A 20,586-nucleotide genomic window follows, 5' to 3' on the forward strand; every position below is an offset into this window, starting at 1 on the left:
ATAGCGCACACCCATATAGCGTGCAGATAGGCTCTTGGTTGATGAAGCCATTTCAAAACAAATAAAAAATGCTTTGCGAACTCCAAATTTAACCTTGTGGAAAAGCGTATTGGCCGTGGTAGATTCAATATGTCCGCAGATATTGCACTGTCTTGCAAAATCCTTGCGAACTTGGCAGGCAGTATGATTACATCTCAAGCATTTGTAGCCCATATTTGATTTAATTGAAGCTAAGTATTTCTTGCAATCTTCATCGGTTTTGAACCGATCAGAGAACTCTAGAAGATTTTGACCTTTAAAAATATCCATAATATTATATGTTTACTGACAATAAAGATATGTATTTAGATACTGACCTCTATTAAATTTTATAATTCTGAGATTTTATCTGCCACCACGTCTTGAGGATCCACTAGAGCTTCTTGATGGCGCAGAGGATCTTGATGGAGATGGGCTAGAGCTTCTTACCGATGGCGAAGAACTAGAGCTAGAACGGCTTGGTGTGTAGTTTGAGCTACTCCTTGAGCTAGAGCTGTTGTTTCCACTTCTCCTTGTAGTGTTGCTTCTAGATGTTCCAGAGCTATTAGTTCTTCTCGTAGGTGTTGTGGTTGTAGGCCGCGTTCTGCTATTAGGTCGTGTGCTCGGTTGAACCCTTCTATTTGTATTGGGTTGAACATTTCTGTTTGTTGAATTAGAACGCGTAGTGTTGCCACTTCTTCTATTAATAGTCGTATTGCTATTTCTTCTATTTATAGTAGTTGAGTTAGCGTTCGGTACTCTTCTGTTTGAAGAATTCACAGAGCTACGTCTTCCACTGTTGTTATTGTTTTTATTTATAGAAGACGCAGAATTTCTATTTATGGATGCGTTTGAGCGATTGTAGCTGGTGTAGATGCTGCCTCTCCTTCCATTACTGTAAGACAGATTTCTGTTATAACCGTAGTAACCGTAATAACCATTCCCATAATTTGGATAATATCCTCCATAACCATAGCCATAACCGTAATAAGGATAATATCCACCATATCCAAAGCCAAAACCATAGTAAGGGTAATATCCACCATACCCATAACCCCAACTGTATGGGCTATAATAACCATATCTGCTATATGGATACCAGCTGTTATTATTGTAATAAACATTGATATCTACGCTTTGGCTGTCTTGTCCCCAACCAGCATATCCGTCTTGGTACTCCATATCTCCGTTTTCGTCGGTATAGTTTCCTTCGTAATCGTCTATATTAGTAAAAATTACGTTTTCATCTTGAGCAATATACTCAAACTGTTGAGATTTCTGTCCAAAATACTCCTTGTAATAACTGTTGTTATTGGATGGAGCAGTTTCATAGTAGACTACATCCTGAGGAGCTTCGGAACGATAAATTCCATCATTTTCATAACCAGCGTACTGATATGATCCACAAGAAGCTACAGCGAAGAATAAACTTAGTGCAACAAAAAATGGCAATTTGCGATATAAGTATGTTTTAAATTGCATATCTATTTGTTTTTATTGTTGAACATTACAAAAATAGTTAGTTTTGTCGAACTATTTATTTATTTAACATAAGCGCAACTTTTGTGCCAAAATCCAAGTAATGAGTAAAAATCTTACAAGTAGAGCGGAAGACTATTCCAAATGGTACAACGAATTGGTTGTAAAGGCCGACCTGGCTGAGAACTCCGCAGTTAGAGGTTGTATGGTTATTAAACCATACGGCTACGCTATTTGGGAGAAAATGCAGGCGGAACTTGACCGAATGTTTAAGGAAACTGGGCATCAAAATGCTTATTTTCCGCTTTTTGTACCAAAGAGCTTGTTTGAAGCTGAAGAAAAGAATGCAGAAGGCTTTGCTAAGGAATGTGCTGTGGTTACACATTATCGATTACAGAATGATCCTGATAGTCCGGGAAAACTGCGCGTAGATCCGGAAGCTAAATTAGAAGAAGAGCTAGTTGTGAGACCTACAAGTGAAGCTATTATTTGGAGTACTTACAAAGGATGGATCCAAAGTTATAGAGACTTACCAATATTGATCAATCAATGGGCCAACGTTGTGCGATGGGAAATGCGAACACGTTTGTTTTTGAGAACTGCGGAGTTTTTATGGCAAGAAGGACATACAGCTCACGAAACCAGAAAAGAAGCATTGGCTGAGGCACTATTGATGAATCAGGTCTATGCTGATTTTGCTGAGAATTTTATGGCTATTCCTGTTATTCAAGGTGTGAAAACTGAAAGTGAGCGTTTTGCTGGTGCAGAAGAAACGTATTGTATTGAAGCGTTGATGCAAGACGGAAAAGCACTTCAAGCTGGAACTTCACATTTCTTAGGGCAAAATTTCGCCAAGGCATTTGATGTAAAATTCACAAACAATGAAGGTAAGCTGGATTATGTATGGGCAACCTCTTGGGGAGTGTCCACACGGTTGGTTGGTGCTTTAATCATGACTCACAGTGATGATAAAGGCCTGGTGCTACCTCCAAACTTGGCGCCAATTCAGGTAGTGATTGTTCCTATTCATAAAACGGAGGAGCAGTTGGAGGAGATTGGTGCTGTGGCAAAATCATTAATGCGTGAGTTTAAGGCAAAGGGCATCAGTTGTAAGTACGATGAACGTACGACACAACGTCCTGGAGCAAAATTTGCACAATATGAATTGCAAGGCGTGCCTTTGCGAATTGCGATTGGTCCCAAGGATTTAGAAAATAAAACGGTAGAGTTAGCGAGAAGAGATACCTTATCCAAAGAAAATGTGGCCATTGACGGTTTGGTGGATAAAATTGACGATTTGCTAATTGAAATTCAGCAGACATTATTTAAAAAAGCCCTTGATTTCAGGAATTCACATATTACTGAAGTTGATAGTTTTGATGATTTTAAAACTGTCTTAGAGACCAAGACTGGCTTTATATCAGCGCATTGGGACGGAACTGCTGAAACTGAGGATAAGATAAAGGAAATTACAAAAGCAACGATAAGATGCGTGCCCTTAGATCAGAAAAACGAATCGGGAAGCTGTGTGTTTACTGGGAAACCATCCACCGGAAGAGTGTTGTTTGCGAAGGCTTATTAAAATATTTTTAAAAAAGTTTGATTAGGTGTTGCAACATTTAAAAATAGTTGTATTTTTGCACCCGCTGAAAGACATGAATAATCAATATTTATGTCGGTCAGGTACACAATAAAATATTGTGTGTTCATTTAAAAAGTTTGCATATTGATAAAAAAAGCTATTAATTTGCAGTCGCAATAAAACAAATGGCCCGTTCGTCTATCGGTTAGGACGCCAGGTTTTCATCCTGGTAAGAGGGGTTCGATTCCCCTACGGGCTACAATTTTTTAATAAGAGAGAAAGAAAATGGCAAATCATAAGTCAGCATTAAAGAGAATCAGAAGTAGTGAGTCAAAACGTTTAACCAACAGGTATAAGCACAGAACTACCCGTAACGCTATTAAGAAGCTACGTGAAATGGAAAATGCAACAGAAGCTCAAGAGTTGTTGCCTTCAGTTTCAGCTATGATCGATAAATTAGCGAAGAAGAATATTATTCATGCTAACAAAGCAGCAAATTTGAAGTCAGGTTTGTCAAAGCATGTTGCTTCTTTATAAGATAAAGGAAAAGGTTTAATACTTTTAATAATCCATTCAATTTGAATGGATTTTTTTGTGTTTAAAAATTTGGATTATTGATTGTATAAATTGGTCTAGTTTTAAAATAGTTTCAGATGGATCTAAAATTAAAATACTTTCCAGATTTAGCTTTGTATAGTTGAATCTTAGCTAAAAACAAAAAAGCTCAAATTTTTAAATTTAAGCTTTTTTTATTCATCTGAATTATATATTATCCATTCATTGATACTAAAAACTCTTCATTGTTTTTGGTCTTTTTAAATCTGTCATTGATGAATTCCATAGCTTCAACGGGATTCATATCTGCAAGGTATTTACGCATCACCCACATTCTTTGAATGGTATTGTCATCCAATAGTAAATCGTCTCTACGCGTGCTGGAAGAGGTAAGGTCAATGGCTGGGAATATACGACGGTTAGATATTTTTCTATCCAATTGTAATTCCATATTACCGGTTCCTTTGAACTCTTCAAAGATCACTTCATCCATTTTAGAACCTGTTTCTGTTAATGCGGTTGCTATAATAGTCAAGGATCCGCCATTTTCAATATTACGGGCCGCCCCAAAGAAACGTTTTGGTTTGTGCAAGGCGTTGGCATCCACACCACCACTCAATATTTTACCAGAGGCTGGCTGAACAGTATTATAAGCTCTCGCCAAACGTGTGATGGAATCTAAGAGAATGACCACATCATGTCCACACTCTACGAGACGTTTTGCTTTTTCCAATACGATATTGGCGATTTTAACGTGCTCATGTGCTTCTTTGTCAAAGGTTGAAGCAATAACTTCTCCGCGAACATTACGTTGCATATCGGTTACCTCTTCTGGGCGCTCATCAATCAACAAAATCATTTGATAGACCTCAGGATGATTTGCCGCAATGGCGTTAGCCACATCTTTTAGAAGCATCGTTTTACCGGTTTTGGGCTGTGATACAATCATGCCACGTTGTCCTTTTCCTATTGGAGAAAACAAATCCATGATTCTTGTAGAAATCGTACTTTGTCTGTCGGCAATATTAAATTTTTCCTGAGGAAACAAAGGTGTCAAATGTTCAAAAGAAACCCGGTCTCTCACAACTTCGGGCTTTTGACCGTTTATTCTGCTTACTTTAATTAATGGGAAATATTTTTCACCTTCCTTAGGAGGTCTTACATGACCAAGAACGGTGTCTCCAGTTTTTAGACCAAACAATCTAATTTGAGATTGCGATACATAAATATCGTCTGGTGAGGAGAGGTAATTATAATCTGAGGATCGTAAAAATCCGTAACCATCCTGCATAATGTCCAAAACACCTTCACTTTCAATAATGGCATCAAATTCAAAATCTGGCTCTCTGTAACGGTTTCTATTGTCCTTGTTGCCGTTATTTACTTTAGAAGAGGCGTGATTGCTGTTATCACGATTATTGTTATCTCTATTAGAATTATGATCCCTAGAACTAGACTTATTCCCGTTGCTGTCATTAGAACGTTGTGATCTGTTCTCTTTCGGTTGTGGTTTGTTGGTCGATTCCTTTTCTTTTGGGTTATGTTTTTTCTTTTCTCGAGGCTCTGCTTTTTTAGGGCTAGATGATTCTGTTTTAGCCTTGGTAGAGATGTCAGCTGAAGCCGCCGCTTTAGAAGCTACAACCTGAGGTTGTGCTTTTTCAGCTATAGGTTTTGTTTCTTCGACTTTGTCAACTGGTAAGTCCATTTTTTGTTGGGTCTTGTCTGAAGTTGGTTTTTTCTCAACACGCTCTCTTTTTTTCTTTAAAGGCGCTTTTGCTGTTTTTGCTGGTTTTGGCGTTTCAGCTGGGGTGTCAGTAGTTGCAGTGATTTCTGTTTTTACGACATCTGGATTTGCTGCCTGTACATCTAAAATTTGATAGACTAGATCTAGTTTTTTGAGCGTACGGTACTTAGGTACATTAAGTTTTTGAGCTATTTCCTGGAGTTCAGAAAGCTTCTTTTCTTTTAATTGCGAAATTTCAAACATGTATGTTTATGGGTATTATTGTAAAATTGAAATTGGATTTATTCCGATACTCATTCAGAATTAAGAAGAGGAAAAAATCAAATGTAATTTAGAAGATTTAACAGCCTATCACTGTGTGAGTAACAAATTGTTAATGCAATAATACAATTTTATTTTAAAAATGACTGTATGTTTAAAAAGAAACTGTTAATTTTGCCCTTTAATTTTTTAGATTAATAAATGTTACAGCGTATACAATCCGTTTATTTACTTATAGCAGCCGTTTTTTCATGCGGCTTGATATTTGTATTCCATTTATGGACAAATGCCAACGATGTTCCAGTATATGCCAAGGATAATATGTTGTATTTAGCACTGTTTTTTGGATCGGCTGCATTATCTTTGATCTCTATTTTTAGTTATAAAAACAGGAAGTTCCAATTTGTTTTAGGACGACTTAATATCATATTAAACTTTATTTTATTAGGGTTATTTATTTATCTATTGCTAATGGCGCCTGGAGAGACTGAAATCTCTGAGAAAGGCGTTGGGATCTTTATTCCTATTTTCTCTATCGTATTTTTGGTGTTAGCCAATAAAGCCATAAAAAAGGATGAAGATCTTGTAAAATCTGTCGATAGATTGCGATAAACCTACTATCTTAATTTTATTAGTGCGTAAACCCGAGGTGAAGATCTCGGGTTTTTTTAGTGAAACTCATTTTTGAAAAGTACGAAGAATGCATTCAAAAATGTAAGTTCAATTATTTTCGCCCATTGCCGGGATCAGAGAAGACCTTATCAAAGAGAAGGATTTTTAGCAGTTTGGTTTTAAAACTCACTTCTTAAATTCAATCACCTCTAAATTATCAATCTTGCTCCCATCAATGGTAAAGCGCAACATTGTTCTGACGTTTTGAAATCCGTGTTTGCCAATGGCTCCCGGATTCATATGTATAAGATTGAGTTTTTTATCGGGCATCACTTTAAGGATATGGGAATGACCACAAATAAACAGTTTTGGAGGGTTTTGATAAATTGATTCTCTTATGCGAAAGTCATATTTTCCAGGATAGCCACCAATATGGGTGATCCATACATCAACACCTTCACACATAAACCGATTGTTTTCCGGGAATTCCAAACGTACTTTGGCATCATCGATATTGCCATAAACTGCTCTGAGCGGTTTGATCTTCTTAATAGCACCTGTTACTTCTATGTTGCCAATATCGCCTGCATGCCATACTTCGTCAGCCTGTTTCACATGTTTTAGGATTGCGTCGTCGATATAGCTGTGGGTATCTGAAAGTAGGAGGATTTTTTTCAAGTTCTGCTGTTTTGAAATATATTTAATATGAAACCTCACAGGTTTTGGAAACCCGTGAGGTTTAAAACGGAATTCTAATTATCTTTGCTCAGCACAAAAATAGTGATAATGACATTAATCTATTAGGGAGTAGTGTATTATCGCCTATCAAATCGTAGGTTAGTTATTCTATGGATTAAAGAACCGAAAATTTGATCTACATCTTTCAAATTTACCAAATTACATTGAGATATTTTATCGAATTGTCATATAACGGAAAAGAGTATCATGGTTGGCAAAGGCAACCCAACGCTATTTCCGTACAAGAGGTTTTGGAGCATGCATTGACTACGTTGCTGAGAATTCCTATAAAAATCATGGGCGCCGGGCGTACTGACACTGGCGTTCACGCCTCTCAAATGTACGCACATTTTGATATGGACGAAGCCTTTGATTTTGAGACCTTAGTATTTAAAATCAATTGGTTTTTGCCACCTGATATTGCCGTCCATCGCATTTTTATAGTACGGGATAAAGCACACGCCAGATTTCATGCATTGAGTCGAACTTATCATTACCGCATCTCTAACACCAAAAATGTATTCACACATGATTTTGCCTATAAAATTCATTTGCCTTTGGATATTGATAAAATGAATGAGGCCTGCAACATATTATTGCAGTATAAAGATTTTCAATGCTTTTCTAAAATGCATACTGATGTAAAAACGTATTATTGCGTTATTAAAGAAGCTTCGTGGGTTTTAAGCGGTACTGAATTGACTTTTATCATTACCGCCGATAGGTTTTTGAGAAATATGGTACGCGCTATTGTAGGAACCATGGTCAATATTGGTTTAGGGAAACTTGAGGTTAAACAATTACACGAGATCATCAAATCAAAAAGTAGGAGTGAGGCCGGATTTTCAGTTCCGGCCCATGGTCTATATTTAATGGATATTCAATATCCCAATACTATTTTTAACGATTAATGATATGACCAGCAAAAAGAAAACGAAAGTTTATGATGTCAGTCTTTTTAGGCGTTTAATGCAATATATTAAGCCTTATAAGCTTGTCTTTGCTTGGACTTTATTTTTTGTAATAGGGTTGGCTATTTTTGGTGCTTTAAGGCCTTATGTACTGCAGCAAGCTATTGACAACCATATAGAATCCCGCCAATATGAAGGGTTCATGTTCTATATTATTATAATGATTGCATTGCTGGTTCTTGAGGTAGTCTCTCAATTACTGTTCATCTATTATGCCAGTTGGTTGGGGCAATCTGTGGTTAAAGATATTCGGGTAAAGCTATTTAGGCATATCTTGAGTTTTAAGATGAAGTACTTTGACAACTCTTCTGTGGGCGTATTGATTACCAGAACAGTAACCGATATGGAGCGTATCTCCGATATTTTTGGAGAAGGTCTTTTTATGATTTTTAGTGATATTCTAAAGATGCTGGTGGTAAGTGGTGTCATGATTTTCATGAATTGGAAGCTCAGTATTTTAGTATTTACAACTATGCCCATCGTGCTTTTCGCAACTACAATTTTCCAGAAGTATATGAAAATTGCATTTGAAGATGTAAGGAATGAAGTCTCCAATCTCAACTCTTTCGTGCAAGAGCGTGTCACAGGAATGAAAATCCTGCAGCTTTTCACCAGAGAAGAAACAGAATATCGGAAGTTTAAAGAAATCAATGCCCGCCATAGAAAAGGTTGGTTAAAAACGGTTTGGTATAATTCGGTGTTCTTTCCAATAGCCGAATTTTTATCGTCATTAACTCTCGGACTAGTAGTTTGGTATGGCGGTATAAACATTCTTTCGGATGATTTAGCCTCCCAAGGCGATTTGTTTGCTTTTATTATGATGATTCCGATGTTGTTTAGGCCCTTGAACCAAATTGCAAACAGATTCAACACCCTTCAAATGGGGATTGTAGCTGCTAATCGGGTTTTTGATGTTTTGGATACTACCTCTCAAATTGATGATGTGGGGCAAATTGAAGCGCCAGAATTTGCTGGAGATATTAAATTTGAAACCGTTCATTTTTCATATATTGATGACGAGGAAGTCTTAAAAGGTATTTCGTTTGAAGTAAAATCGGGTCAAACCATTGCTATAGTCGGCGCAACAGGAGCTGGGAAATCGACCATTATTAACTTGTTGAATAGGTTTTATGATATTCAAAAGGGGAAGATTTTTATTGATGGTACTGATATCAAACAGATGACTTTAAGGTCTCTAAGAGCTCAAATAGCGGTCGTGCTTCAAGATGTCTTTCTTTTTGCGGATACTATTTTAAATAATATCACACTCAACAATCCTGAAATAACGGAAGCACGTGTGCAACAAGCGGCCAAGGATATTGGGATTCATGAATTTATCATGAGTCTGCCAAATGGCTATCATTATAACGTTAAGGAACGCGGCGTGATGCTGTCTTCAGGGCAACGGCAATTGATTTCTTTTTTGAGAGCTTATGTGACCAATCCGAGTATTTTGATTTTGGACGAAGCGACCTCTTCCGTAGATTTCTATTCTGAACAGTTAATGCAGGTTGCCACTGAAAAAATTACAAAGGATAGAACTTCAATCGTGATTGCACACCGTTTGGCAACCATTCAGAAGGCAGATAATATAATTGTTATGGACGCCGGACAAATTGTGGAACAGGGTACTCACAAACAATTACTTCAAAATAAGGATGGCTACTACAGAAATCTTTATGAGGTGCAGTTTTTGAAGGAAGAGGCTGTTTAGATACTTAAAACTGATTTTAGTATGTGGTGATCTTTGTTGAAAAATTACCACAAGCACTTATTAGATACTAATATTAGATTAGGGAATTTTACGCCAAATCTCTTTTAATCATTTCAATCAGTTCGGCATTGTCCTTGAACATCACAAACTCACCATTCTTTATAAAGGAAATCTGTCCTGTTTCTTCACTGACAGCAATAGCCAAGGCATCTGTTTTTTCGGTAATCCCTACCGCAGCACGATGTCTCAAACCAAACCTTTGTGGAATGTTTCTTTCGTTGCTAACAGGTAGTATCACACGTGTGGCCTTTACGGTATTACTTGCAATAACAATAGCGCCGTCGTGCAAAGGGCTGTTTTTAAAAAATATGGATTCTATGATGGGTTGGGTCACGGCAATATTCATCTCATCGCCAGAGCTTGTCAAAAAGTCGAGATTGTTATTGCGTTCCAAGACAATCAATGCACCAGTTCTGGTAGAGGCCATTTTCTGACAGGCAGAAATAATTACCTCAACATCAGTTTGGACTTGTTCTTCCGTTTTTAGAAAGTTAAGATGTCTTAAAAACTTACGTTTATTACCGAAATTTGTAGAACCCACCATCAACAGGAACTTTCTGATTTCTGGTTGGAAAACGACAATTAAAGCAATAATCCCAACGTCCATAAAACCGCTAAAAATAGTGCTCAATAAGCCCATCTTAAGGAAGGTAGTCAGTTTCCAAACAAAATAGATGATGATGATCCCAATAAAAATATTGATGGCAACAGTACCTTTTATGAGTTTGTAAACATAATATAAGAGAATGGCGACAAGGAAAACATCAATGAAATCGATGATTCCGAAATCCCAAAAATTAAGCTGATCCAAAAGTGTTGGTTTTTAGTAAAATTAATAAAATATGATTAATAAATAAATTCGTTTTCGTTAATGACCACATTGTTGGACTTCACTTTAGAAAGTGCAGATTTAAAGGTAATATAATCCTGAAAGTTCAGTTGGTCATTGATGTTCAGGAAAAATTCATAGGAAGCATCTTGTGGTAATGCTGCAAGATCCTCTTTTAAACTTTGTAAAGATGTTTTTTTAATAACAGAATCTTTAAAGATAGTCACAAGCTTGATGTCCTCAGCGCTTCTAAAATCAATGATGATGCGTTTTTCTCTCGGATTTTCATAGTCTGCTGATAAGTTGGGCAATACGTAATTGGTCTTATAAATGACCTTGGTGAAATCTAAAAAACCTAGGTTTTTGATACTCGTATCATTGCAGGTGTAATAGTTTTTAGAATTCACATTTTTATGAATTTCAGCATTTCGCTTTTTATCCTGTAAAAGGATAATTTCGGGAATAACCTGACTTAAAGTAAGTCTTCTATCAACATTAATAAGCCAGTTGGTTGTACTAATGATGTTGTTTTTATTAAGTTCTAAACTGTCTTTTTTCGTTTCATCATAAAAAATATAGATAGGTGAAATATCAAGAACTTCAGTAATGTCAGAATTTATTACTTCTGGAAGTAAAATTGTTTTTTCGTGATTACAAGAGAAAACCAAAAGCAATAATAGAAAACGTGAATATTTCATAGTTTATGAGTTTAAATGTTGTGTTAGTTTTACGCATTCTATAGCTTCCTTGACATCATGAACCCTTAAGATGGCAGCACGTTTTTGTAAAGCCACAGTATTCAAAACGGTGGTTCCGTTTAGAGCTTCAGATGCTGAAGTGCTAAGGGTTTTGTGGATCATTGATTTTCTTGATAACCCCACTAAGATTGGCTTTTCTAACATTTTAAATACTTCCAAATGCTTTAAAAGTTCATAATTCTGAGCGGTTGTTTTAGAAAATCCAAAACCAGAATCTACAATTACATCTATAATTCCTAAGGCCTTCGCCACAGCAATACGTTCAGAAAAATAATAAAGAATGTCTTTCAAAAGATGATTGTAATTCACATGTTGTTGCATGTTCTGCGGCGTACCTTTCATATGCATCATAATATAGGGCACTTTAAGTTTCGCCACGGTTGCCATCATCATAGAATCCATTTTTCCTGCTGATATATCATTAATTATGCAAGCTCCAGCGTTTATTCCTTGTTCTGCTACTTGACTTCTAAACGTATCAATAGAGATGCGAATATCAGGGAAGTGGTTGGATAAAAGTTTAATTATTGGCATCAACCGCCCCAATTCTTCCTTTTCACTGATATGTACAGCCTTTGGTCTCGAACTGTAGGCGCCAATATCAATAAAAGTAGCGCCATCGCTCAACATTTTATCAACTTGTTTTAAAACGGCATCTTCATTATTATAAAAACCGCCGTCATAAAACGAATCCGGAGTAAGGTTTAAGATACCCATAACCCTTGGGATGGTCAAATCAATAAGCTGTCCTTTACAATTAATGGTCATGAAGTGGGTCCGATTTCGAGGTTTAAAATTCAGAGTGGTGATTGTGCTAAAGTCAAATTTAAAGCTATTTCTTAAATTTTAATTTTATATCTGTAAAACTTTGAACCCTGAACTTTGAACTCTGAACTATTTAGGCGAAATTTACGCAAAATTACCAGTTTCTATGCAAGATACCTCAAAACAATATGATGCCGTTATTGAAAAATGCAGAAATCTCTTCGTTAATAAAATGTCCGATTACGGAAGTGCATGGCGTATTTTGAGGCTGCCATCATTGACAGATCAAATTTTTATAAAAGCACAGCGGATTAGAGGTTTGCAGCAAAATGCCGAGCAAAAAGTGGATGAGGGTGAAGAAAGTGAATTTATTGGCATTATTAACTATTGCACTATGGCCCTAATTCAATTAGATATGGGCGTGGTTGAAAAACCAGATTTGTCCGTCGATCAAGCAACCAAGCTTTATGATGAGAAGATTGTACTTTCCAAACAGCTGATGATGGATAAAAATCATGATTATGGAGAGGCATGGCGTGATATGAGGGTCAGTAGCTTGACCGACCTTATTTTGCAGAAACTATTACGGGTAAAACAAATTGAAAACAATTCTGGTAAAACTTTGGTTAGTGAAGGTATTGACGCCAATTACCAGGATATGATTAATTATGCGGTATTTGCTTTAATTTTGCTCAATCAAAAATAATGCAATCTTCAAAATAGATTTAAAATTTTATGAAACATTTCGTTAGCTTTAGTAGAATATTTGTAGGCATCCTTTTTATCATTTCTGGGTTTGTGAAATTGAATGACCCCTTGGGTTTTGCTTATAAACTTCAGGAATATTTTGGCACAGATGTTTTAAATCTGCCATTTTTAGACCCCTACGCACTTATTATTGCCATTATGGTGGTGGTTTTTGAAGTGGTGTTAGGAATCTTTCTTTTGATAGGATATAAACCGAAATTTACAGTGTGGAGTTTATTGCTGATGATTGTATTTTTCACGTTCCTAACGTTTTATTCTGCTTATTTTGATAAGGTAAAGGACTGTGGATGCTTTGGAGATGCAATGCCTTTAACGCCATGGCAAAGTTTTACAAAAGACATTATTTTGTTGTTTTTTGTTTTGATTTTATTTTTCGGAGTGAAGCATATCAAACCGATTTTCAGTAAACTTGGAACAACTGTTATTGCGCTTTTAGGCTTTCTTGCTTCACTATCCTTTGCATATTATGTGATCATGCATTTGCCGGCCATTGATTTTAGAGCCTATAAAATAGGAGATAATCTACAGGAAAACATGCAGCTTGCGCCTGATGCCAAAAGGGCCATCATTGATTACGAATGGACCTATACCATTAATGGCGAAACAAAAACTTTGACAGATCGCGGACAAGGGCCAGCTACTTACGATGAGATTATTGGTGTTGAAACAAAAGAAATTCAGGCAGCCGACCTCCCGAGGATTCAGGATTTTTCCATTGAATCTGAAGATGAAGATCTCACATCATATTTCTTGGAAAAAGATAAATTGCTCATGATTGTGGCATATAATTTAAAATCTTCAGAAAAAGAAGGGATGGCAAAATTGAAATCCTTGTCAGATGAAGCTCTTAAAAAAGGGTATACCATTATTGGCATGACGACTTCAGATGAAGCAACGAAGCAAAATATAAAAGCAAATTATAACTTAGATTTCGAGTTTTATCTGTGTGATGAAAAGGTGTTGAAAACCATTGTTCGCTCCAATCCTGGGGTAGTCATCTTGAATAAGGGGACCGTTGTGCAAAAGAAGCACTGGAATGATATTGAGGATTTAAAATTGTAACTTACAAAATAAAAATATTAATTATAAACTTGAAGTCCTTTCTCTTGAAAGGATCTATAAATAGGCTTATGAGAACTAAAATAGTAGCAGGAAATTGGAAAATGAACAATGATTTGGCACAAACCGAAACGTTGATTACAGAACTTAAGAGGCAGAACAATCCTTCTGATGTTGAGGTGATGATTGCACCATCGTTTACAAATCTTTGGCAGGCATTCAATTCATTAAAGGATGATTCGATTGAAGTTATTGCACAGAATATGCATTTTGCAGATTCCGGAGCTTACACAGGAGAAGTTAGTGGAGAAATGCTCAAGAGCCTTGGAATTAAGACGGTTATTTTAGGTCATAGTGAACGTCGGGCTTATTTCAATGAAACTGATGAACTATTGGCCAAAAAAGTAGATGCAGCATTGAAAAACGATATCCGTGTTATTTTCTGTTTTGGTGAAGAATTGAAAGATAGAAAGTCTGAAAAACATGAGGATGTTGTTGGCAATCAAATTAAAAACGCCCTATTTCATCTAGAAGCTGAGGCCTTTAAAAACATTGTTTTGGCTTATGAACCAGTATGGGCTATTGGCACTGGAGAAACAGCAAGTCCTGAGCAAGCACAAGATATGCACTCATTTATCCGAAAAACCTTGGCGGACAAATACGGCAAGGATTTAGCCGAGAGTGTGTCCATTCTTTATGGAGGAAGTTGTAAACCATCAAATGCGAAAGAAATTTTTTCAAAGCCAGATGTTGATGGTGGATTAATTGGAGGAGCAGCGCTTAAAGCTGAAGACTTTTTTGCAATTGCAAACTCATTTTAAATTTAATCAACCTTACTTCAATTTATAGTGTTACTTGTAAACTCTGTAAATCGTTAAGGATATCCTAAGTCAAATCATGTCCAATACCATTTATATAGGTTATTATTTTAAGGTTGCACCCTTGCAACCAGCAACTGAAATTCTGATTGCCGAATTAGGTTATGCGGGTTTTGAAAGCTTTGTGGAAACAGAGGAAGGCGTAACGGCATACATCCAAAAAGAGGAATGGAATGAAAATATTCTAGAAGATATTGATATTTTAAAATCTGATGAATTTGAAATTTCTTATACATTTGAGGATATTGAACAAACCAATTGGAACGAAGAATGGGAAAAGAATTTCAACCCCATTGTGGTTGATGGGGTCTGTTCCGTTCGAGCACCTTTTCATGCGAAACCGGAAACCGAATATGATATTGTCATCGAGCCAAAAATGAGTTTTGGAACGGGGCACCATGAAACGACCCACATGATGATTCAGCATATTCTTAACAATGATTTCAAAGACAAATCTGTATTGGATATGGGCTGTGGAACAGGTGTTTTAGCGATTCTTGCTGAAAAAAAAGGTGCCCATCCTATTGATGCCATTGATTATGATAATTGGTGCTATCTAAATAGTTTGGAGAATGTAGAGCGAAATGATTGTAAGCACATCACGGTTTTGGAAGGTGATGCAAGTTTGTTGAAAGATCAGAAGTACGATACAATTATTGCGAATATCAACCGAAACATCTTATTGAATGATTTGGGTGCCTACATAAAATGTTTGCACCCGAACGGATCAATTTTTTTGAGTGGATTCTACGCAGATGATATTCCAGCTATTCAAGAAGAATGCAATAAACAGGGCTTGAAGTACGTTGATAGATTAGAAAAAAATAAATGGGTTGCCTTAAAATTCGTAAATTAACGAACAGCCCAAATGAGTAGTATTAAATAGTGCATACTGAAGACTTAAAAAATGAGTACTAAAGAGAAAATTCAAGAAGACCTTCTCGTTGATACCTTAGAACAAAACTTGAACGAGATTGTATTGTATAATGACGATGTCAATACTTTTGATTACGTCATAGATACCTTAATTTACGCCTGTGACCATACTCCTGAACAGGCGGAGCAATGTTCTATCTTAGTGCATTATAAAGGGAAGTGTACCGTAAAAACTGGCCCTTATGAGGAACTTGAACCACGGTGTTCTAAGCTTCTTCAGGCTGGGTTGAGTGCGGAGATTGTATAAATTATGAGACCTCACAGGTTTTTGAAACCTGTGAGGTCTTACTAATATTAGCTTTGCGACTTTGCGTCTCTGCGAGCCAACTCTAAAAAGTCGACGGACACACAAATTCCGTCTTCGGCAAATCTGTTTCTTTAATGCTGGAATAGCCACCAGCAATATCCACTAGATCATTAAATCCGCGGGCTTTTAAAATTGATGCTGCAATGACCGAGCGATAGCCACCAGCACAATGGATGTGGTAGGTTTTTTTGCTGTCCACTTGGTTCATATTTTGATTGATAAGGTCTAGTGAGAAATGTTGTGCGCCTTCTAAATGCGTCGATTTATACTCCCCATCTTTTCTAACATCAAGAATATTGAGTTCTTCTGATTTTGCTTTTTCCGCAAATGCTTCTGCAGAAATGGATTCTAGAGTAGCCACATCTTTTCCAGCCGCTTTCCAAGCATCCATACCACCTTTCAAATAGCCGAGCGTATTGTCATAGCCCACGCGAGATAAACGGGTCACGGCTTCTTCGCTACGTCCTTCCGGCACTACAAGAATCAAAGGTTGTTTTAAATCAGTAATCAAGGCACCTACCCAAGGGGCAAATTGACCATCTAAACCGATAAATATAGAATTAGGAATATGACCTTCTATAAAATCACTTTGTGTTCTCACATCTAAAACCAACGCTTCTTCGTGGTTGGCCATTGCTTCAAAATCGTCAGGATTAAGAGCGACGTTTCCTGTTTCTAGAACCTGATCAAATGCTTCATACCCTGTTTTATTCATCAGGGCATTTTTTGCAAAATATTGTGGTGGTGGCGGCATTCCGTCCAAAACTTCATTTACAAATTCTGCTTTGGTCATATCCGCCCGAAGGGCATAATTGGTCTTCTTTTGATCGCCAATTGTGCCAACTGTTTCTTTGCTTAAGTTCTTCCCGCAAGCCGAACCTGCGCCGTGCGCTGGATACACAATAATAGTATCAGCCAAGGTCATAATTTTATTTCGAAGCGAATCGTAAAGCATACCCGCTAAGTCTTCTTTAGTTAAATCAGATTTAATGGCTAAATCAGGTCGTCCTACATCGCCTAAAAATAGGGTGTCGCCAGAAAATATAGCATGATGATTTCCATTTTCATCGCTGAGTAAAAAAGTTGATGATTCTAAGGTGTGGCCAGGAGTATGCAACACCTTTATAGTGATCTTTCCAATTTTGAACGTTTCACCATCTACAGCTGTATGGATATCATACGATGTTTCTGCTCCAGGACCAAAAACAATGGTCGCTCCTGTTTTGTTGGCCAAATCAACATGTCCAGAAACAAAATCGGCGTGAAAATGGGTTTCGAACACATATTTTATTTTAGCATTTTCAGCGTTGGCTTTGTCAATATAAGGTTGGATTTCGCGCAACGGATCGATTATAGCCACTTCACCTTCCGATTCAATGTAATAAGCACCTTGCGCCAAACATCCGGTATATATTTGTTCAATTTTCATCAATGTTTTTTTTTAATTCCTCAATCCATATAACTATTGGATTGAAATCTCATTTTTATATTTCCAAACCCTTTAATAGGAATGGTTTTTAATTTGTTTATCAAAGATACTAAACCTATAAATGTCATTTTGTAACTTCTGTAATCTTGACTTATGCCAATTCCATATACATAATATAACAGGCCATAATCAATGTGAAATATCCAAAGCCTTTTTTTAGCATTTGGTTGGAAACGTTCTTAGAGAAATAACCTCCTAAAATAATGCCTATGATAGTTACTGCAGAAAAGGTTAAAAGAAATGGCCATTGAATATCAATGTTTTGGATATCACCTGTAAATCCGATAAGTGAGTTTAGTGTTATAATTACTAATGATGTTCCAACGGCTTTTTTCATAGGAAGTTTTGCCCATAATACTAGGGCTGGTACATATAGAAATCCGCCACCAGCTCCAATAAGACCCGTGATTGTGCCAATAACAAGGCCTTGAATAAACGTGATATAATAAGGTTGGGTTTTGGTTGTAGTGACCACCTCTTTTTTAGTTTTGATCATGGATATGGAAGATAACAGCATGATAATCGCAAAAAAGAGCATGACGGCAATTTCTTTTGTAAGTATAAAATCACCAACACTGAAAAAAGTACCGGGCAAGCTCGGAACTAAATACCTTCTGGTTAAATAAACGGCTATAAAAGAGGGGAATGAAAAAATCAAGCCCGTTTTAAAATCCACCAGCTTTTTCTTATGTTTTTGGATGGTGCCAACCAATGAGGAAGAGCCAACTATAAACAAGGAATACGCGGTGGCAATAATCGGATTAAAGCCTAACAGGTACACCAGAATTGGAACGGTCAAGATAGAACCACCGCCACCGATAAGGCCTAATACGAGTCCCACTATAAGAGCTCCAGTATATCCTATAAGGTGTGCCGAATCCATATTAGTGCGGTAATTTATCCTTTAGGACGCCGTAGACGTAAGTGCCTAAAACAGCCGCTAAAATAACGATTAACATCGTAAAAACGCCTGTTCCAACCAAGATATACATGGGTCCCGGACAAGCACCAGATAGCGCCCATCCCAATCCGAAGAGAGTGCCTCCCAAAATATAACGCGTTAAACCTTTATCTTTATCAGGAACGCTCATCAAGTTGCCCTCAATATTTTTAAACTTGAATTTATTCGTTATTAACATTAATATGATTCCGGTACCAACAGCAGTACCAATAATGCCATACATGTGAAACGATTCAAAGCGAAACATCTCATAGATGCGATACCAGGAAACCGCTTCTGATTTCACCAGAATGATTCCAAAGACAATTCCAACGAGTAAAAATTTTAAAAATTTCATTTGTGTGTGTTTAATGTTTTTTGAATGTCAGAAGCAATGCCAGCGTCAACTTTTCAGCTAAATGTGGATTTGCAAAATGACAGCTTCTGTTAACCAAAAATTAAAGGGAATAATAAATGAATCATAATCAATCCACCTAAGAAAAATCCAATTACTGCAATTAAAGATGGCAGTTGTAGGTTGCTCAAGCCCGTAATGGCGTGCCCTGAGGTACAGCCACCAGCGTAACGGGTGCCGAATCCGACCAGAAAACCTCCAACAATTAAAATGGCCAATCCTTTAAGGCTGAAAGCAGCATCCCAGCTGAATAGTTCCGGCGGTAATAAGCTCTTCCCTGCGTTATCAAAACCGAGCTGTGACAGATTTTCAACAGTTACAGGATTTAAATCAATATCAATAGGATTTGAAAGTAAGAAATGAGCGATAAATCCACCGATGACGGCTCCTAGAACAACCGTTAAGTTCCATTTTTGGGATTTCCAATCGAAGTCAAAAAATTTGGTTTTTTTACCTGCACCTGCAATCGTGCAGAATGTTCTGAGGTTAGAGGACATGCCAAAGGTTTTTCCAAAATAGATAAGGATAAACATGATCATGGCAAGCAACGGTCCTGACACATACCATGGCCAAGGTTGTAAAATAGTTTCCATTAAATTAAATTTTTGCAAATGTAAGGGTAGTAAATGTGGAGTACGAATAATTCATGCTTAAAATTCGAGAACCTCAATTTTGTTCCGACTAAGCGCGATTTTTTTTTCATTTTCCAATTGTTTCAAAATTCTTGAAATAACGACGCGTGAGGTATTTAAATCTTCGGCAATATCCTGATGGGTTTTGGAAATTGTAGAAGAAGCATTAAGTTTTACATGATCCACTAAGTATTTAAAGAGGCGCTCGTCCATCTTCATAAAGGCCAAAGTGTCTATGGTTTCGAGCATTTCATTAAAGCGGATTTGATAACTGTTTAAAATAAAGTTCCGCCAAATTTCATTATTATGGAACCATTCCATCATTTTGTCGTTAGGAATCATGATGACACTAGAGTCTTTATCGGCAACCGCTCTGATTTTGCTTTTGGATCTTGACATGCAACAAGTCAATGACATAGAGCAGGTATCTCCCATTTCCAAAACATATAAGAGAAGTTCGTTATCATTGCTGTCTTCTCTTAGCACCTTGATGTTGCCTTCTAACAATAAAGGGACGTGGGTGAGATCCTGCCCTATATCCATAATAATATCATCTTTTTTAAAGTGTTTAATAATGCCATATTCAGAGATGCTCTGAACGACCGTATTATCAAATTGCTGATGGAACTGCGCTAATAATTTTTCTTGTATCATAAGCCAAAAATAAACATTTACAAATTTGAAATAAATTGTTTGGTACTAAAATAATAAAAGTGTTATATTTGCAGCCACTTTAAAAGGCCTTGCGCAGTCCAGATGGCAACTGCTCGAATGGTAACTCGCAAGTTAATTGAAGTAAAATTAGGCCTCGTGGCGCAACTGAATAGCGCACTTGATTACGGCTCAAGAGGTTACTGGTTTGAATCCAGTCGAGGTCACTAGTGTTTATAAGGGTTTCAAGAGATTGAGACCCTTTTTTATTTTTCATATTCACACTATATTCACACTTTTTAGAATTATGACTGTTCACACTACTCTTTATATTCCCTGATATTCTCGACTTTTCCAATTTGCAATAATGGATTGCAAAATAATTCTTTTTTTTTAGAACTACATTTGCTACACTTACTACATCT

21 protein-coding genes, 2 tRNA genes and 1 pseudogene are annotated in these 20,586 nt (G+C 36.8%); 12 read left to right on the forward strand and 12 right to left on the reverse strand.

Going from position 1 to position 20,586, the window contains the following annotated elements:
- A pseudogene (locus G525_RS0105340) lies at window positions 1-309 on the reverse strand (IS1595 family transposase); the annotation flags it as partial.
- Between the two features lie 75 nt (window positions 310-384).
- Window positions 385-1,500, reverse strand: coding sequence for a hypothetical protein (locus tag G525_RS22210; RefSeq protein WP_035479127.1), 1,116 nt, complete (start codon window positions 1,498-1,500; stop codon window positions 385-387).
- Window positions 1,501-1,600: 100 nt separating this feature from the next.
- Here G525_RS22210 and proS point away from each other — a divergent pair, with 100 nt between their 5' ends.
- From proS to rpsT, 3 genes are all read left to right on the forward strand, one after another.
- Window positions 1,601-3,079 carry a proline--tRNA ligase gene (proS, locus tag G525_RS0105355; protein WP_027125240.1) on the forward strand — a complete coding sequence of 493 codons (1,479 nt, stop codon included), beginning with the start codon at window positions 1,601-1,603 and terminating at the stop codon, window positions 3,077-3,079.
- Window positions 3,080-3,266: 187 nt separating this feature from the next.
- A tRNA-Glu gene (locus G525_RS0105365) sits at window positions 3,267-3,338 on the forward strand.
- Window positions 3,339-3,364: 26 nt separating this feature from the next.
- Complete coding sequence (gene rpsT, locus G525_RS0105370) at window positions 3,365-3,616, forward strand: 30S ribosomal protein S20 (protein ID WP_027125241.1); 252 nt, start codon at window positions 3,365-3,367, stop codon at window positions 3,614-3,616.
- Window positions 3,617-3,848: 232 nt separating this feature from the next.
- Here rpsT and rho read toward each other — a convergent pair whose 3' ends face one another.
- Entirely contained in the window at window positions 3,849-5,621 is a 1,773-nt protein-coding gene (gene rho / locus G525_RS0105375; RefSeq protein WP_027125242.1) for a transcription termination factor Rho, read from the reverse strand.
- A gap of 219 nt (window positions 5,622-5,840) precedes the next feature.
- On the opposite strand from rho, the gene G525_RS0105380 reads away from it, so the two are divergent.
- Window positions 5,841-6,251, forward strand: coding sequence for a DUF4293 domain-containing protein (locus G525_RS0105380; RefSeq protein ID WP_027125243.1), 411 nt, complete (start codon window positions 5,841-5,843; stop codon window positions 6,249-6,251).
- A 186-nt stretch (window positions 6,252-6,437) separates the two neighbouring features.
- On the opposite strand, the gene G525_RS0105385 is transcribed toward G525_RS0105380, so the two are convergent.
- On the reverse strand, window positions 6,438-6,929 hold the full coding sequence (locus G525_RS0105385) for a metallophosphoesterase family protein (protein ID WP_027125244.1): 492 nt from the start codon (window positions 6,927-6,929) through the stop codon (window positions 6,438-6,440).
- A gap of 224 nt (window positions 6,930-7,153) precedes the next feature.
- Between G525_RS0105385 and truA the strand changes: the two genes are divergently transcribed.
- Both truA and G525_RS0105395 read left to right on the forward strand, forming a co-directional pair.
- Entirely contained in the window at window positions 7,154-7,900 is a 747-nt protein-coding gene (gene truA / locus G525_RS0105390) for a tRNA pseudouridine(38-40) synthase TruA (RefSeq protein ID WP_027125245.1), read from the forward strand.
- Window positions 7,901-7,904: 4 nt separating this feature from the next.
- Window positions 7,905-9,674 carry an ABC transporter ATP-binding protein gene (locus tag G525_RS0105395; RefSeq protein WP_027125246.1) on the forward strand — a complete coding sequence of 590 codons (1,770 nt, stop codon included), beginning with the start codon at window positions 7,905-7,907 and terminating at the stop codon, window positions 9,672-9,674.
- Window positions 9,675-9,762: 88 nt separating this feature from the next.
- On the opposite strand, the gene G525_RS0105400 is transcribed toward G525_RS0105395, so the two are convergent.
- The 3 genes from G525_RS0105400 to folP are packed head-to-tail and all read right to left on the reverse strand — an operon-like array spanning window position 9,763 to window position 12,089.
- Window positions 9,763-10,545: a diadenylate cyclase gene (locus tag G525_RS0105400; RefSeq protein WP_027125247.1), complete on the reverse strand. Its 783-nt coding sequence runs from the start codon at window positions 10,543-10,545 to the stop codon at window positions 9,763-9,765.
- Between the two features lie 35 nt (window positions 10,546-10,580).
- Window positions 10,581-11,261, reverse strand: coding sequence for a hypothetical protein (locus G525_RS21665; protein WP_051209815.1), 681 nt, complete (start codon window positions 11,259-11,261; stop codon window positions 10,581-10,583).
- 3 nt (window positions 11,262-11,264) lie between these two features.
- On the reverse strand, window positions 11,265-12,089 hold the full coding sequence (gene folP / locus G525_RS0105410) for a dihydropteroate synthase (protein ID WP_027125248.1): 825 nt from the start codon (window positions 12,087-12,089) through the stop codon (window positions 11,265-11,267).
- A gap of 163 nt (window positions 12,090-12,252) precedes the next feature.
- Here folP and G525_RS0105415 point away from each other — a divergent pair, with 163 nt between their 5' ends.
- The 5 genes from G525_RS0105415 (at window position 12,253) to G525_RS0105435 (ending at window position 15,974) form a co-directional block, all read left to right on the forward strand.
- Complete coding sequence (locus G525_RS0105415) at window positions 12,253-12,792, forward strand: DUF1599 domain-containing protein (protein ID WP_027125249.1); 540 nt, start codon at window positions 12,253-12,255, stop codon at window positions 12,790-12,792.
- 29 nt (window positions 12,793-12,821) lie between these two features.
- Complete coding sequence (locus G525_RS0105420; protein ID WP_027125250.1) at window positions 12,822-13,916, forward strand: BT_3928 family protein; 1,095 nt, start codon at window positions 12,822-12,824, stop codon at window positions 13,914-13,916.
- 68 nt (window positions 13,917-13,984) lie between these two features.
- Complete coding sequence (gene tpiA / locus G525_RS0105425) at window positions 13,985-14,734, forward strand: triose-phosphate isomerase (RefSeq protein WP_027125251.1); 750 nt, start codon at window positions 13,985-13,987, stop codon at window positions 14,732-14,734.
- 76 nt (window positions 14,735-14,810) lie between these two features.
- A complete protein-coding gene (gene prmA / locus G525_RS0105430) occupies window positions 14,811-15,647 on the forward strand; it encodes a 50S ribosomal protein L11 methyltransferase (RefSeq protein WP_027125252.1) in 837 nt (278 codons plus the stop codon).
- 51 nt (window positions 15,648-15,698) lie between these two features.
- On the forward strand, window positions 15,699-15,974 hold the full coding sequence (locus G525_RS0105435) for an ATP-dependent Clp protease adaptor ClpS (RefSeq protein WP_027125253.1): 276 nt from the start codon (window positions 15,699-15,701) through the stop codon (window positions 15,972-15,974).
- Window positions 15,975-16,056: 82 nt separating this feature from the next.
- Here the strand turns inward: G525_RS0105435 and G525_RS0105440 are convergent, their stop codons facing one another.
- The 5 genes from G525_RS0105440 to G525_RS0105460 form a co-directional block, all read right to left on the reverse strand.
- Complete coding sequence (locus G525_RS0105440) at window positions 16,057-17,463, reverse strand: MBL fold metallo-hydrolase (RefSeq protein WP_027125254.1); 1,407 nt, start codon at window positions 17,461-17,463, stop codon at window positions 16,057-16,059.
- A 151-nt stretch (window positions 17,464-17,614) separates the two neighbouring features.
- Window positions 17,615-18,406: a sulfite exporter TauE/SafE family protein gene (locus tag G525_RS0105445; RefSeq protein ID WP_027125255.1), complete on the reverse strand. Its 792-nt coding sequence runs from the start codon at window positions 18,404-18,406 to the stop codon at window positions 17,615-17,617.
- Window position 18,407: 1 nt separating this feature from the next.
- Window positions 18,408-18,821 carry a DUF6691 family protein gene (locus G525_RS0105450; RefSeq protein WP_027125256.1) on the reverse strand — a complete coding sequence of 138 codons (414 nt, stop codon included), beginning with the start codon at window positions 18,819-18,821 and terminating at the stop codon, window positions 18,408-18,410.
- 89 nt (window positions 18,822-18,910) lie between these two features.
- Window positions 18,911-19,471 carry a YeeE/YedE family protein gene (locus G525_RS0105455; RefSeq protein ID WP_027125257.1) on the reverse strand — a complete coding sequence of 187 codons (561 nt, stop codon included), beginning with the start codon at window positions 19,469-19,471 and terminating at the stop codon, window positions 18,911-18,913.
- 57 nt (window positions 19,472-19,528) lie between these two features.
- Complete coding sequence (locus G525_RS0105460) at window positions 19,529-20,164, reverse strand: Crp/Fnr family transcriptional regulator (RefSeq protein ID WP_027125258.1); 636 nt, start codon at window positions 20,162-20,164, stop codon at window positions 19,529-19,531.
- Window positions 20,165-20,314: 150 nt separating this feature from the next.
- On the opposite strand from G525_RS0105460, the gene G525_RS0105465 reads away from it, so the two are divergent.
- Window positions 20,315-20,388: transfer RNA gene (locus G525_RS0105465), tRNA-Arg, on the forward strand.
- The last annotated feature ends 198 nt before the right edge of the window (window positions 20,389-20,586 follow it).

The sequence above is a fragment of the Gelidibacter mesophilus DSM 14095 genome, from assembly GCF_000423005.1.
Taxonomy (GTDB): domain Bacteria; phylum Bacteroidota; class Bacteroidia; order Flavobacteriales; family Flavobacteriaceae; genus Gelidibacter; species Gelidibacter mesophilus.